The sequence below is a fragment of the Pseudomonas sp. CFBP 13719 genome, assembly GCF_014842095.1.
Classification (GTDB): domain Bacteria; phylum Pseudomonadota; class Gammaproteobacteria; order Pseudomonadales; family Pseudomonadaceae; genus Aquipseudomonas.
The window spans coordinates 614,403-627,022 of record NZ_JACYVB010000001.1; the positions used below are offsets into that span (position 1 = coordinate 614,403).

Here is a 12,620-nt window from a genome sequence, read left to right on the forward strand (position 1 = left end):
ACGAGCACCACGACACCGGCAGGCAGATAACTATGCATCCTGCGCGGCCCGGCCAGCCTAATACTATCGTTGGCCAAGCAACTACCGGCCGGACCCCGGCCCTGCGAGGCACACGTGGCTAACAAAAAGATCACCCGTCCCAACCCGCTGGGCGTCATCGCGCTGTTCACGGCCATGGTCGAGGCATCAGCCCTGGCGAGCCTGCCATTCCTCGACGAAACCAGTCAGACGATCTATATATGGTTCCTGGTAGGTTTCCCAACTTTCCTGGCTATACTTTTCTTTGCAACGCTCAACTTCAATCGACGTGCACTTTACTCACCCTCGGACTTCGAGAGTTCAGCGTACTTTCTCGAAAGCCTCGACATCGAAGTGGACGCTTACAAATACCGAGCCGATAACCGGGTACGCCTGGCGCACAACGATTTGCACATCATCGATACCAGCACTTTGCAGACACGCGCCCGCATGGCAGCACATCTGGAACGGCTGGCCGACGTTCTGGAAACGCGTAAGCACATCCGACCGCTACTGATCGTACTGGTAGGCCAGGCGGCGCCACCACCGTTACCCGGTGCACTGGTTGCGCGTCTGAGCGGGCTGCGTTGCCACGTGGCGGCGCTGCAGCCCGGCCGCCTGAAGTGGACGGTGCTGCTGGGCTGACGGATAAAAAAACCCCGGTCGGGACCGGGGTTTCAGGCACGCCTTACGCGTGTCGGGGCACTCTGTTTAAGAGCAGTGCGCGGTATCAGAGCAGTGCGCTGTATCAGAACAGCGTGCGGCCCTTGTTTGCGGCAATACGCATGCGCAGCGCGTTGAGCTTGATGAAGCCTGCGGCATCAGCCTGATTGTAGGCGCCGCCATCTTCCTCGAAGGTCGCGATGTTGGCGTCGAACAGCGAGTCGTCGGACTTGCGGCCGGTAACGATTACATTGCCCTTGTACAGCTTGAGTCGGACCACACCGTTCACGTTGACCTGCGAGGCGTCGATCATCTGTTGCAGCATCAGACGTTCCGGACTCCACCAGTAGCCGGTGTAGATCAAGCTGGCGTACTTGGGCATCAGCTCGTCCTTGAGGTGGGCCACTTCGCGATCCAGGGTGATGGATTCGATCGCGCGGTGGGCGCGCAACATGATGGTACCGCCCGGAGTTTCGTAGCAACCGCGGGACTTCATCCCGACGTAGCGGTTTTCGACGATATCCAGGCGGCCGATGCCGTGCTCGCCGCCGATGCGGTTCAGCGTCGCCAGCACGGTCGCGGGGGTCATGTCGACGCCGTCCAGCGCGACGATGTCACCATTGCGGAAGGTCAGCTCCAGGTACTGTGGGGTGTCCGGGGCGTTCTCCGGCGAGACGGTCCAACGCCACATGTCTTCTTCGTGCTCGGTCCAGGTGTCTTCCAGCACGCCGCCTTCGTAGGAAATGTGCAGCAGGTTGGCGTCCATCGAGTACGGCGATTTCTTCTTGCCGTGGCGCTCGATCGGAATGTTGTGCTTTTCGGCGTAGTCCATCAGCTTTTCACGGGAGAGCAGATCCCATTCACGCCATGGTGCGATGACCTTGACGCCGGGCTTGAGTGCATAGGCACCCAGCTCGAAACGCACCTGATCGTTGCCTTTGCCGGTAGCGCCATGGGAAATGGCGTCGGCACCGGTTTCATTGGCGATTTCGATCAGGCGCTTGGCGATCAGCGGACGAGCGATGGACGTACCCAGCAGGTACTCGCCTTCGTAAACGGTATTGGCGCGGAACATCGGGAACACGAAGTCGCGCACGAATTCTTCGCGCAGATCGTCGATGTAGATTTCTTTCACGCCCATGGCCTGCGCCTTGGCGCGGGCCGGTTCGACCTCTTCGCCCTGACCCAGGTCGGCAGTGAAGGTCACCACTTCACAGTTATAAGTATCCTGCAGCCACTTGAGGATCACCGAAGTGTCCAGGCCGCCGGAATACGCCAGAACGACCTTGTTTACGTCCGCCATGCCATCACTCCACGGGGTTCTACGGAAAGCCGTCGATTCTACCGCCCAAGGCTGCGAATTTACAGGGGCGCGACAGCTTTGGTTGAACAGGCGACAGTCACAAGGGCTTGGCGGGCGGTTTTTCCGTGGCCAGAACGGCGGGTGAGTCGGCGGCGGGCGTCACGCTCGGCGCCGCCTCGGCGCGGGTCAACTCGATGCTCACGCGGCGGTTGCGCGCCCGATTGGCCGCCGTGTTGTTGGTCACCAGCGGGTAGCTTTCGCCATGAAAGCGCACGGTGATCTGGCTGTCGTTCAAGCCATGGGCGAGCAGGTATTCCTGCACGGCCATGGCCCGACGCCTGGACAGGTCGCGATTGACCAGCCGGTTGCCGCTGTTGTCCGAATGCCCGTCGAGTTGCACGTGATTGACGCTCGGATCGGCCTTCATGAAGGTCAGCAGCTTGTCCAGGCGCGCCTTCGCTGCCGCATCGAGTTCGAGGTTGCGGGGAAAGCCCACTTCACTCAGGCGGATCTGGTCATAGTTCATCGGCAGCAGCTTTGCCGCACAGGCCTGGTACTCGCCGAAGGCCTGGCCGAAGCGCGCCGACAGCAAGCGGATCTCGACCGGCTGGCCGCCGCCGGACTGGCTGCGTACCAGGGTCATGCGGCCCTCCAGCAGGCCATTGATCAAGCCACTGGCCTGGCTTTGCGAGCTGGTGAGCAGGGCTTCGCCATGGTCCAGGCGCACGCTGCCCAGATTGATGTCGCCGCGACCCGGCTGCCACGGTGCCGCAGCCGCAATCAGCGTGGCAGAGCCCGTACCCAGCAGACGGCTGGCGGAGGTCAGGCGGAACACAGCCTGCTCGCCTGCACGGCGTACGAACTCGGCCGAACCGAAATTGCTCACCGGCTGACCCAGTCGGCACTCGAACTGGTCACCCGCGACCTTCCACTCGACGTTCTCCAGACGGGTCTGGAAATTCATCGCCAGGGCCGGAAGGCTGGCAAACACACTGAGCAGGGCAATATAACGCTGGCGCACGACAGGCTCCACGGGTTCGAACGGGGTACTTCCAAGGTATCGGACATGGCCTGCAAAACTTGATAGCGGATGCCGTGCACGGCGTTTTCCGGTAGCATCCGCGACGAGTTCGAACCGCCTGGAATCCCCAATGTCCGACCGCCTGACCCTTCTGCGTCCCGACGACTGGCACATTCATCTTCGTGATGGTGCCGTGCTGCCGCATACCGTGGCCGATGTATCGCGAATCTTCGCCCGAGCCATCGTCATGCCCAACCTGGTACCGCCGGTGCGCACTGCCGCCGAAGCCGATGCCTATCGCCAGCGCATCCTTGCCGCACGCCCCGCAGGCAGCGCCTTCGAACCGCTGATGACCTTGTACCTGACCGACCGCACCAGCGCTGCCGACATTCGCGCCGCCAAGGCCAGTGGCTTCGTCAAGGCGGCCAAGATGTACCCGGCAGGTGCCACTACCAACTCCGATTCCGGAGTGACCAGCCTGGACAACATCACCGAGGCGCTCGAAGCCCTCAGCGATGCCGGGATGCCCCTGCTGATCCACGGCGAGGTCACCCGCGGTGATGTCGACGTGTTCGACCGCGAGAAGATCTTCATCGACGAACACATGCGTCGATTGGTGGAGCGTTTCCCCGCGCTCAAGGTGGTGTTCGAGCACATCACCACGGCCGAGGCCGCCGAGTTCGTCAAGGCCGCGCCGGCCAATGTCGCCGCGACCATCACCCCGCAGCACCTGCTGTACAACCGCAACCACATGCTGGTAGGCGGAATCCGGCCGCACTTCTATTGCCTGCCGATCCTCAAGCGCAATACACACCAGGTTGCCTTGCTCGACGCCGCCACCAGCGGCAGCGCCAAGTTCTTCCTGGGCACCGATTCGGCTCCCCATGCGCAGCATGCCAAGGAAGCCGCCTGTGGCTGCGCCGGCTGCTACAGCGCCTACGCCGGCATCGAGTTGTACGCCGAGGCGTTCGAGCAACGTGACGCACTGGACAAGCTCGAAGGCTTCGCCAGCCTGCATGGCCCGGATTTCTACGGCCTGCCGCGCAACACCGACACCATTACCCTGGTCCGCGACGAGTGGACCGCCCCAACCAGCCTGCCATTCGGCGAGCAGGTAGTCATCCCGCTGCGCGCCGGTGAAAAACTGCGCTGGCGCCTGCTGGAGAAAGATGCGTGAGTGAAGACAACTACGACGACGAAGACACGGGCGGTTCGGGCACAGGCTCGCGCCACCCCATGGCCGCACGTTTTCGCGGCTACCTGCCGGTAGTCGTGGACGTGGAAACGGGCGGCTTCAACTGCGCCACCGACGCCCTGCTGGAAATTGCCGCTACGACCATAGGCATGGACGAGAAAGGCTTCGTGTTTGCCGATCACACCTACTTCTTCCGCGTCGAACCGTTCGAGGGGGCCAACGTCGAGGCCGCTGCGCTGGAGTTCACTGGCATCAAGCTGGATCACCCCCTGCGCATGGCCGTCAGTGAAGAGACAGCGTTGACCGATATCTTCCGCGGCATTCGCAAGGCGCTGAAGGCCAACGGTTGCAAGCGCGCGATCCTGGTGGGCCACAACAGCAGTTTCGACCTTGGCTTTCTCAATGCCGCAGTCGCGCGCACCGAGATGAAGCGCAACCCGTTCCATCCCTTTTCCAGCTTCGACACCGCGACCCTGGCGGGGCTCGCCTACGGTCAGACCGTCCTGGCCAAGGCGTGCCAGGCTGCCGACATCGACTTCGATGGTCGCGAAGCTCATTCCGCGCGCTACGACACCGAGAAGACTGCCGAGCTGTTCTGCGGCATCGTCAACCGCTGGAAACAGATGGGCGGCTGGCAGGATTTCAACGATTGAACTGGTGCAGCAGGGAACGTCGAAAATGATCGACGGCCCCTGCGGCAACCGTTCATCGCTTGTGCCAAACGTAGTCGCGAGTTGCTTTGACAAGCATTCTCATTAACATTAGGATCGTCCGCACTGAAACCAACACAGCGGCGGTTCTTACGTATGTATGTCTGTCTTTGCCAGGGTGTCACCGATGGCCAGATTCGCGATGCGATCTACGAGGGCTGCTGCAGCTTTCGTGACGTGCGTGAAACCCTAGGCGTAGCCACGCAGTGCGGTAAATGTGCCTGCCTTGCCAAGGAAGTGGTACGCGATACCCTGACTCAAATCCAGACCGCTCAAGCCTCTGCCCTGCCCTATCCGGTGGAATTTACACCCGCGTAAAACCACCGTCTTTGAAGAAACCGGGCCCTGCCCGGTTTTTTTATGTCTGGAATACAACAACTTAGCCACAAACGCGGAACTCAGTCATTCTTATTCCGATTAATTTTCATATAGTATTCAATAACTTAGGTTTGACATGCTTAGTTCCTGAGGCCAAACTTCACGCCATTACTCCTATACCCGCGCAGGCTCTCTGATCATGAAAGGCGATATCAGCGTCATCCAGCATCTCAACAGGATCCTCGGAAACGAGCTGGTCGCCATCAACCAGTATTTCCTGCATGCTCGCATGTACGAGGACTGGGGCCTGAACAAGCTGGGCAAGCACGAATACAAGGCGTCGATCGACGCGATGAAGTACGCCGACAAGTTGATCAAGCGCGTTCTCTTCCTCGAGGGCATCCCGAACCTGCAGGAACTGGGCAAGATTCTGATCGGTGAACACGCCGGTGAGATGCTCGCCTGCGATCTCAAGATCGAATACAAGGGTCTGGGCGATCTGAAAGGCGCCATCGCTCATTGCGAAACCGCTGGCGACTTCGGTAGCCGCGAAATGCTCGAAGACATCCTCGAAGGCAAGGAAGAGCAGATCGACTGGCTGGAGACTCAACTGAGCCTGATCGACAAGGTCGGGATCGAGAACTACCTGCAGTCGAGCATGGGCGAGGAAAGCTGAGTCTTCGCAACCCTGGCGTGACACCAAGAAAAAGCCCCGCACTGTGTGAACAGGCGGGGCTTTTTCATGGCTGGCTGGCGCCAAGGCCAGCCAGCAACCGGATCAGGCGTCGGCTTTGGGCTGCGCGGCCTTGTCCGAAGCGTCCTTGACCAGCTTCTGCAATTCACCATTGAGGGCCATTTCAGCCACGATGTCGCTACCGCCTACCAATTCACCGGCTACCCACAGCTGCGGGAAGGTCGGCCAGTTGGCGTACTTGGGCAGATTTGCGCGGATTTCCGGGTTCTGCAGGATGTCGACGTAGGCGAACTTCTCGCCACAGGCCATGATCGCCTGCGAAGCCTTGGCCGAGAAGCCGCACTGGGGCGCATTCGGCGAGCCTTTCATGTAAAGCAGGATTGTATTGTTGGCAATCTGCTCTTTGATCGTTTCGATAATATCCATGGAGCACCTCGCTCGGCTTGTCTATCCGACTCAGTCGTCGGCACGGTGAGGCATTGTAACGGAAAGCCGAGCGCTACGCTCGGGCTCTTGCGCTGACCGTCGCTCAGAGCGAAGGCGTAGCCGGGGCGCCGAACTAGTTCAGTGGCAGCGAAGGCGGCAGTGCCTGCAGCTGGATTTCCAGGACCGTTTCGACTTCTTCCTGGGCAACATGCACCCCGGTCAGTTCGCCGATGAGGCGCCAGTGGTCATCCAGGCCGGTGCTGATGGTCGCCATGCGATCGATCATGTGCTTGCCGGCCGAGCGTGTGACCTCGTCGGAACTGCGCAGCAGCTCGAACGACATCGAGGTCATGGACGCCGTCAGGTGGGTCAGGGTCCGCGCGGTCAGGCCGAGCAGCTCCAGCAGTTGTTGTTCTTTCGATTCCATTCCGCAAACTCCGTGTGTTTCTCAAGACGCATTTATAACCTACGCCCGATGTTTAGGAAACGTCAGATGGTCGGGCGAAACATCCAGCTATCGAAACCCGCCGAAACTTGTTGGCCCCAGTTAAAACTGCAGTGGCTGTTGGTAAAAGGCGACAGTTCCTTATAGGATGGCGCCTTCCCTTATTTCGTCGCCCCGTGCGGCTTTCGCCGCAGGTCTCACTCGTTTTTCCGAAAAACCTGTTTTCGAGTACCTGCGGTCCGTTGCAAAAGGTAGTCAATGATGAGCGCAAGGCACTTTCTCTCCCTTATGGATTGCACGCCCGAAGAGCTAATCAGCATCATTCGTCGAGGCATCGAGCTCAAGGACCTGCGTCAGCGCAGCGTGCTTTTCGAACCCTTGAAGAACCGCGTACTGGGCATGATCTTCGAGAAGTCGTCGACGCGTACCCGCCTGTCCTTCGAAGCGGGCATGATCCAACTCGGTGGCCAGGCGATTTTCCTGTCCCCGCGCGATACGCAGCTGGGCCGGGGCGAGTCCATCGGCGACTGCGCCATCGTCATGTCGCGCATGCTCGATGCGGTGATGATCCGCACCTACGCCCATCAGACCCTCACCGAGTTCGCCGCCAACTCGCGGGTACCGGTGATCAACGGCCTGTCCGATGACCTGCATCCGTGCCAGCTGCTGGCCGACATGCAGACGTTTCTCGAACACCGTGGTGCCATTCAAGGCAAGACAGTGGCCTGGATAGGCGATGGCAACAACATGTGCCACAGCTATATAGAAGCGGCCATCCAGTTCGACTTCCAACTGCGCATTGCCTGCCCGGAGGGCTTCGAGCCCGACCCTCGTTTCCTCGCCATGGCCCCGGACCGCGTCAGCGTGGTCCGTGATCCGCGCGAAGCCGTGCGTGGCGCCCACCTGGTCAGCACCGATGTCTGGACCTCCATGGGCCAGGAAGAGGAAACCGCCCGCCGCCTGAAGCTTTTCAAGCCTTATCAGGTCAACCGGGAGCTGCTGGACCTGGCGGCTGACGATGCGCTGTTCATGCACTGTTTACCTGCGCATCGCGGCGAGGAGATCAGCCACGACGTACTCGACGACCCACGCGCTGTGGCCTGGGACCAGGCCGAGAACCGCCTGCATGCGCAGAAAGCGCTGCTGGAATTCCTGGTCGCTCCCGGATACCGCCCTGAATGAGCACCGCACTGCTGCTCGAACTGCGCAACCTAGCCTGCGGCTATGGCGACCAACGCGTGGTGCAGAACCTCAATCTGCACCTGAATGCCGGCGATATCGGCTGCCTGCTCGGCTCTTCCGGATGCGGCAAGACCACGACCCTGCGCGCCATTGCCGGGTTCGAGCCGGTTCATGAGGGCGAGATCACCCTCGATGGCGGGGTCATTTCCAAGCCCGGGCACACCCTGGCCCCAGAGAAACGCCGGATCGGCATGGTCTTTCAAGACTACGCGCTGTTTCCTCATCTGACCGTGGCGCAGAACATCGCTTTCGGCATTCGCAAGCACCCGCGGCAGGCCCAGGTGATCGGCGACATGCTCGAACTGGTCAATCTGGGCGGCCTGGACGCGCGCTATCCCCACGAACTGTCGGGTGGCCAGCAACAACGTGTCGCGTTGGCCCGAGCATTGGCGCCGGAGCCGCAGCTGCTGTTGCTGGACGAACCCTTCTCCAACCTCGACGTCGAGCTGCGCCGTCGCCTGAGCCATGAAGTACGGGACATTCTCAAGCGTCGCGGCACCAGTGCCATCCTGGTGACCCACGACCAGGAAGAGGCTTTTGCCGTCAGTGACCACGTTGGCGTATTCAAAGAGGGTCGGCTCGAGCAGTGGGATACCCCCTACAATCTGTACCACGAACCCGCCACGCCGTTCGTGGCCAGCTTCATCGGCCAGGGCTATTTCATTCGCGGCCAGATGCAGGATCCGGACACGGTGACCACGGAGCTGGGCGCACTGCGCGGCAATCGTGCCTACACCTGGCCGACCGGTAGTGCGGTTGACGTGCTCCTGCGTCCCGATGACATCGTCCACGCGCCCGACAGCCCTCTCAAAGGGCGCATCGTCGGCAAGAGCTTCCAGGGTGCCGCCACTTTGTATCGCCTGCAGCTGCCAACCGGAAGCCAGCTCGAGGCCGTATTCCCCAGCCACCTGGATTACCCGCCAGGCACCGAGGTTGGCATTCAGGTCGCCGCTGATCATCTGGTGTTGTTTCCTGCAGCAGGCAGTGTGCCGGTGCTGGCCGGCACGCGCCGACAGGCCTGACAACCCGAAGAAATTTCAGGCAATAAAAAAGGGCGCCCCACCAGGCGCCCTTTCTTCTACGGCTTCAAGCGTTACTGCAGACGAGTCTGCGCGGATCCGTTGATGGGAATCCGCTTGGCCTTGGCCTCTTCTGGCACGACACGCAGCAGGTCGATATTGAGCAGCCCGTTGTTCAACGCTGCAGCCTTGACCTCGATGTGGTCGGCCAGGCGGAACGACAGCTTGAACGCGCGCTGCGCGATGCCCTGGTGCAGGTAGGTCACTGCACTGGTATCGGCATCGCGCTTGCCACCACTGACGGTCAGTACGCCCTTCTCGACCTGCAGCTCCAGGTCTTCTTCCTGGAAACCTGCGGCGGCGATGACGATACGGTACTGATCATCGGCATGCTTTTCGACGTTGTAGGGTGGGTAGCTGCTGGCCGACTCGTTGCGTGCGGCAGACTCGAACAGGTCGTTGAAACGATCGAAGCCCACGGAGTGGCGGAACAGTGGAGCAAGGGAAAATGCAGTAGCCATGTGTTTCTCCTGAATCTCAGCGAGTGGTTGTCTCCGCGACCCGAATTCGGCATCGCGTAACCCATAGATAGGGACCACCCAAACGCTTTCAAGAGCTCCTAGGCAAAAAATTTCAGCGACCCGAGTATGTTGTCGGGCGGTCAGGCGGCTCGCTAGCCTGGCTGCAGCAGGCGCTCCACGGCATCGCAATCCTGTTCGCGACGCACGAGGGTGAACAGCTCGGTTGCTTCGGGGTAGGTGCGAGTCAGCATGGCCAGCCACTGCTTGAGCCGGCCCGGCGCCTGGCGCGGTGTGAGTTGCTCACGGGCCTGGCGCCAGAACTCGCGGATCAGTGGCAACAGCTCGGACCAGGTCATGTCGGGCAGCTCGATGCCCTGATGGGCCGCAGCGATCTGCCGAGCCAGGTCGGGCCTGGACACCAGGCCACGACCGAGCATGAAGTCCTTGGCGCCGCTGACCTCGCGGCAGCGCCGCCAGTCAGCGACGGTCCAGATGTCGCCATTGGCATAGACCGGCACCTTCACCACGTCCTGAACCTTGGCGACCCATTCCCAGTGCGCCGGCGGCTTGTAGCCATCGACTTTGGTCCGCGCGTGCACCACCAGCATATCGGCGCCACCTTCGGCCAAGGCGGTGGCGCATTCGATGGCGCTGTCCGGGGTGTCGAAACCCAGGCGCATCTTGGCCGTCACGGGAATGTGCGCAGGTACCGTGGCGCGCACTTCGCGCAGGATGCGGTGAAGCAACTCGGGCTCCTTGAGCAGCACCGCGCCACCGCGGGATTTGTTCACCGTCTTGGCCGGGCAGCCGAAATTCAGATCGATCACCGGCGCGCCGAGGGTACAGGCGAACGCAGCGTTGTCGGCGAGGGCCGAGGGGTCGGAGCCAAGCAGTTGCACGCGCAGCGGCACCCCGGCACGGGTCTTGGCACCGGTGAGCAGCTCGGGGCCGAACTTGTGATAGTAGGCGGCGGTGAGCACGCGCTCGTTGACGCGGATGAACTCGGTGACGCACCAGTCGATGCCGCCGACCTGGGTCAGAACGTCGCGCAAAATATCGTCGACCAACCCTTCCATGGGCGCCAAGGCTAATTGCATGAGGTGTTTCTCGGGCAGGGGCGGGAAAGGGAGCGGATTCTAGCAGAAAGCCTGCACATCGACGGTAGCGCTCGAACCCGGTGGCCGTGAGGCCTGAAGGTTCTAAGGCTCGATAGCTATCGCTGAGCCGTACCCTTCCAGGAACTGCGGCGGCATGCGTTTGGGCTTGCCGCTGGACAGCTCGATGCATACGAAGGTAGTGCGGGCCCTGAGCAGGACCGCACCGTCGCGTGGGCGCAGCAGTTGGAACTGGCGAGTCATCTTCAAGCGCCGGTCCCAGTCGAGTATCCAGGTACCCAATTCCAGCTCATCGCCTTCATGGGCGCTGGCCAGGTAGTCGATTTCATGACGAACCACAGCCATGGCGCGGTCCAGTTGTCGATAGGTCGCAAGATCCAGACCCAAATGCTGTGAATGCTGCCAGGCACAGCGCTCGAGCCAGGTTACGTACACGGCGTTGTTGGCATGCCCCAGGCCGTCGATGTCTTCGGGCTGGACTGTGAGGGCAATGACGAAGGGGTCGGGCCGATCCCAGTGCATGGGCGCTCCTGAGGAATTAGGAACAGGCGGATATGGCGAGGGCAGAAAAACAAAAGGCTCATTCAATAATCGAATGAGCCTTATAAGTCCCGCAGAGCGGGTAATCGTGGCGTCCCCTAGGGNCGCTCCTACAATACTCCGCGCAATCCACGTAGGAGCGGTCATCGGCCGCGAAGAAGACATCGCGGTCTGCCTGACTCACCACAGCGCCCCTTCGCGGCCACGGACTGCTCCTACGCGAGACGCCCACACTGGAATATGCTAGCCACGCATATTCAATCGACATGAGAATTCATAAAAAGAATAATTACCATAGAACTAAATGTCATTTCACAGCGCCTCGTTAGAGCTTTAGCTTGAATGCAGACCGACCCCTCGCCTGGTGGAGGTAATTCAATCCATCTTCAGGAGTCGCTGTCCATGACCCGTTCCCGTGTCCTTACTTTCGTCCTGGCCGTGGGGCTGCTGGCCACCGGGCCCATGGCCTGGGCCGACAAGCTCGAACCGCTGCGCGTTGCCAATCAGAAATCCACCCTGAAGCTGCTGCTCACCGCCGCCGGTGAGCTCAAGAACGTTCCCTACCCCATCGAGTTCTCGGAATTCGCCGCCGCCGCGCCGCTGGGCGAAGCGCTGAACGCCGGCGCGGTGGACGTGGGCTATCTGGGCGACGCGCCCTACGTCTTCGCGCTGGGTTCCGGTGCGCCGCTCAAGGCCGTCAGCATCACCCATTTCGAAGGCCGCTACACCACGTCCATCCTGGTGCCCAAGGACTCGCCCCTGCAATCGGTCGCCGACCTCAAGGGCAAGCGCGTCGTCACCAACCGTGGCTCCATCGGGCACTTCCTTGTGATCAAGGCGCTGCGCGACGCAGGCTTGAAGACCGCCGACATCACCTTCGTCAACCTGCTGCCCAGCGACGCCCAAGGCGCCCTGCAGTCCGGCGATGCCGACGCCTGGTCGACCTGGGACCCCTACACCACCATTGCGCTGAACCAGGGCAACGCCCGCATCCTGCGCAAGGGCACCGACCTGTTGACCAACAACACCTACCTGGTCGCCACCCAGCAAGCCACTGAAACCAAGCGAGCGCAGGTCGAGGATTTCGTCGTGCGCCTGGAACGCGCCTACCAATGGGCCAACACCCACCACGACGAGTTCGCCGCAGCCCAGGCCCAAGTCACCCGCCTGCCCTTGGCGGTGCACCTGGCCTCGGTCAACGAGACCCGCTACACCCGCGCCGAGATCACCGACGCGGTGATCGCCGACCTGCAGCAAACCGCCGACATCTATCTGGAGGAAGGCGTGCTGGCCCAGCCGGTCAAGGTTGCCCCAGGCTTCGACAAGCACTTCAACGACTTCCGCGCACCCACCCAGACCCCGCTGGCCAGCGCGCCATAACAGGAGATTT

The 12,620-nt window shown here is 61.3% G+C and carries 15 protein-coding genes; 8 read left to right on the top strand and 7 right to left on the bottom strand.

Annotated elements, in window-relative coordinates:
* The first annotated feature begins 114 nt into the window (after positions 1–114).
* Positions 115–663, top strand: coding sequence for a hypothetical protein (locus IFT57_RS02885; protein WP_122797285.1), 549 nt, complete (start codon positions 115–117; stop codon positions 661–663).
* Between the two features lie 103 nt (positions 664–766).
* On the opposite strand, the gene IFT57_RS02890 is transcribed toward IFT57_RS02885, so the two are convergent.
* Entirely contained in the window at positions 767–1,984 is a 1,218-nt protein-coding gene (locus IFT57_RS02890) for an argininosuccinate synthase (RefSeq protein ID WP_122479243.1), read from the bottom strand.
* A gap of 97 nt (positions 1,985–2,081) precedes the next feature.
* A complete protein-coding gene (locus IFT57_RS02895) occupies positions 2,082–3,005 on the bottom strand; it encodes an OmpA family protein (protein ID WP_192150427.1) in 924 nt (307 codons plus the stop codon).
* Positions 3,006–3,135: 130 nt separating this feature from the next.
* Here IFT57_RS02895 and pyrC point away from each other — a divergent pair, with 130 nt between their 5' ends.
* The 4 genes from pyrC (at position 3,136) to bfr (ending at position 5,904) form a co-directional block, all read left to right on the top strand.
* The gene (pyrC, locus tag IFT57_RS02900; RefSeq protein WP_122797283.1) at positions 3,136–4,182 is read left to right on the top strand and encodes a dihydroorotase; all 1,047 of its coding nucleotides are present in this window, start codon (positions 3,136–3,138) and stop codon (positions 4,180–4,182) included.
* Entirely contained in the window at positions 4,179–4,853 is a 675-nt protein-coding gene (gene rnt / locus IFT57_RS02905) for a ribonuclease T (RefSeq protein WP_122479246.1), read from the top strand. Before pyrC ends, rnt begins: the two co-directional genes overlap by 4 nt.
* A 153-nt stretch (positions 4,854–5,006) precedes the next feature.
* Complete coding sequence (locus tag IFT57_RS02910; protein ID WP_122713239.1) at positions 5,007–5,228, top strand: bacterioferritin-associated ferredoxin; 222 nt, start codon at positions 5,007–5,009, stop codon at positions 5,226–5,228.
* A gap of 199 nt (positions 5,229–5,427) precedes the next feature.
* Positions 5,428–5,904: a bacterioferritin gene (gene bfr / locus IFT57_RS02915; RefSeq protein ID WP_122713240.1), complete on the top strand. Its 477-nt coding sequence runs from the start codon at positions 5,428–5,430 to the stop codon at positions 5,902–5,904.
* A gap of 102 nt (positions 5,905–6,006) precedes the next feature.
* On the opposite strand, the gene grxD is transcribed toward bfr, so the two are convergent.
* Complete coding sequence (gene grxD, locus IFT57_RS02920) at positions 6,007–6,348, bottom strand: Grx4 family monothiol glutaredoxin (protein WP_192150429.1); 342 nt, start codon at positions 6,346–6,348, stop codon at positions 6,007–6,009.
* Between the two features lie 133 nt (positions 6,349–6,481).
* The gene (locus IFT57_RS02925; protein WP_122479249.1) at positions 6,482–6,775 is read right to left on the bottom strand and encodes a hypothetical protein; all 294 of its coding nucleotides are present in this window, start codon (positions 6,773–6,775) and stop codon (positions 6,482–6,484) included.
* A gap of 279 nt (positions 6,776–7,054) precedes the next feature.
* Here IFT57_RS02925 and argF point away from each other — a divergent pair, with 279 nt between their 5' ends.
* Entirely contained in the window at positions 7,055–7,975 is a 921-nt protein-coding gene (argF, locus tag IFT57_RS02930; protein ID WP_122479250.1) for an ornithine carbamoyltransferase, read from the top strand.
* Positions 7,972–9,057, top strand: coding sequence for an ABC transporter ATP-binding protein (locus IFT57_RS02935; protein ID WP_192150431.1), 1,086 nt, complete (start codon positions 7,972–7,974; stop codon positions 9,055–9,057). The genes argF and IFT57_RS02935 overlap by 4 nt, the downstream gene beginning before the upstream one ends.
* A gap of 71 nt (positions 9,058–9,128) precedes the next feature.
* Here IFT57_RS02935 and IFT57_RS02940 read toward each other — a convergent pair whose 3' ends face one another.
* From IFT57_RS02940 to IFT57_RS02950, 3 genes are all read right to left on the bottom strand, one after another.
* Positions 9,129–9,575, bottom strand: coding sequence for an Hsp20 family protein (locus tag IFT57_RS02940; protein ID WP_122713242.1), 447 nt, complete (start codon positions 9,573–9,575; stop codon positions 9,129–9,131).
* 152 nt (positions 9,576–9,727) lie between these two features.
* The gene (locus IFT57_RS02945; RefSeq protein WP_192150432.1) at positions 9,728–10,672 is read right to left on the bottom strand and encodes a tRNA dihydrouridine synthase; all 945 of its coding nucleotides are present in this window, start codon (positions 10,670–10,672) and stop codon (positions 9,728–9,730) included.
* Between the two features lie 102 nt (positions 10,673–10,774).
* The gene (locus IFT57_RS02950) at positions 10,775–11,212 is read right to left on the bottom strand and encodes an acyl-CoA thioesterase (protein ID WP_122797280.1); all 438 of its coding nucleotides are present in this window, start codon (positions 11,210–11,212) and stop codon (positions 10,775–10,777) included.
* Positions 11,213–11,632: 420 nt separating this feature from the next.
* Between IFT57_RS02950 and IFT57_RS02955 the strand changes: the two genes are divergently transcribed.
* Positions 11,633–12,610 carry an ABC transporter substrate-binding protein gene (locus tag IFT57_RS02955; protein WP_192150433.1) on the top strand — a complete coding sequence of 326 codons (978 nt, stop codon included), beginning with the start codon at positions 11,633–11,635 and terminating at the stop codon, positions 12,608–12,610.
* The last annotated feature ends 10 nt before the right edge of the window (positions 12,611–12,620 follow it).

Excerpts from the sequence above, each read along its gene's own strand:
- IFT57_RS02950 (WP_122797280.1), bottom strand. The coding sequence starts at position 11,212 with ATGCACTGGGATCGGCCCGACCCCTTCGTCATTGCCCTCACAGTCCAG.
- IFT57_RS02940 (WP_122713242.1), bottom strand. The coding sequence starts at position 9,575 with ATGGCTACTGCATTTTCCCTTGCTCCACTGTTCCGCCACTCCGTGGGC.
- argF (WP_122479250.1), top strand. The coding sequence starts at position 7,055 with ATGAGCGCAAGGCACTTTCTCTCCCTTATGGATTGCACGCCCGAAGAG.
- IFT57_RS02925 (WP_122479249.1), bottom strand. The coding sequence starts at position 6,775 with ATGGAATCGAAAGAACAACAACTGCTGGAGCTGCTCGGCCTGACCGCG.
- IFT57_RS02935 (WP_192150431.1), top strand. The coding sequence starts at position 7,972 with ATGAGCACCGCACTGCTGCTCGAACTGCGCAACCTAGCCTGCGGCTAT.
- bfr (WP_122713240.1), top strand. The coding sequence starts at position 5,428 with ATGAAAGGCGATATCAGCGTCATCCAGCATCTCAACAGGATCCTCGGA.
- pyrC (WP_122797283.1), top strand. The coding sequence starts at position 3,136 with ATGTCCGACCGCCTGACCCTTCTGCGTCCCGACGACTGGCACATTCAT.
- IFT57_RS02910 (WP_122713239.1), top strand. The coding sequence starts at position 5,007 with ATGTATGTCTGTCTTTGCCAGGGTGTCACCGATGGCCAGATTCGCGAT.
- grxD (WP_192150429.1), bottom strand. The coding sequence starts at position 6,348 with ATGGATATTATCGAAACGATCAAAGAGCAGATTGCCAACAATACAATC.
- IFT57_RS02945 (WP_192150432.1), bottom strand. The coding sequence starts at position 10,672 with ATGCAATTAGCCTTGGCGCCCATGGAAGGGTTGGTCGACGATATTTTG.
- IFT57_RS02890 (WP_122479243.1), bottom strand. The coding sequence starts at position 1,984 with ATGGCGGACGTAAACAAGGTCGTTCTGGCGTATTCCGGCGGCCTGGAC.
- IFT57_RS02955 (WP_192150433.1), top strand. The coding sequence starts at position 11,633 with ATGACCCGTTCCCGTGTCCTTACTTTCGTCCTGGCCGTGGGGCTGCTG.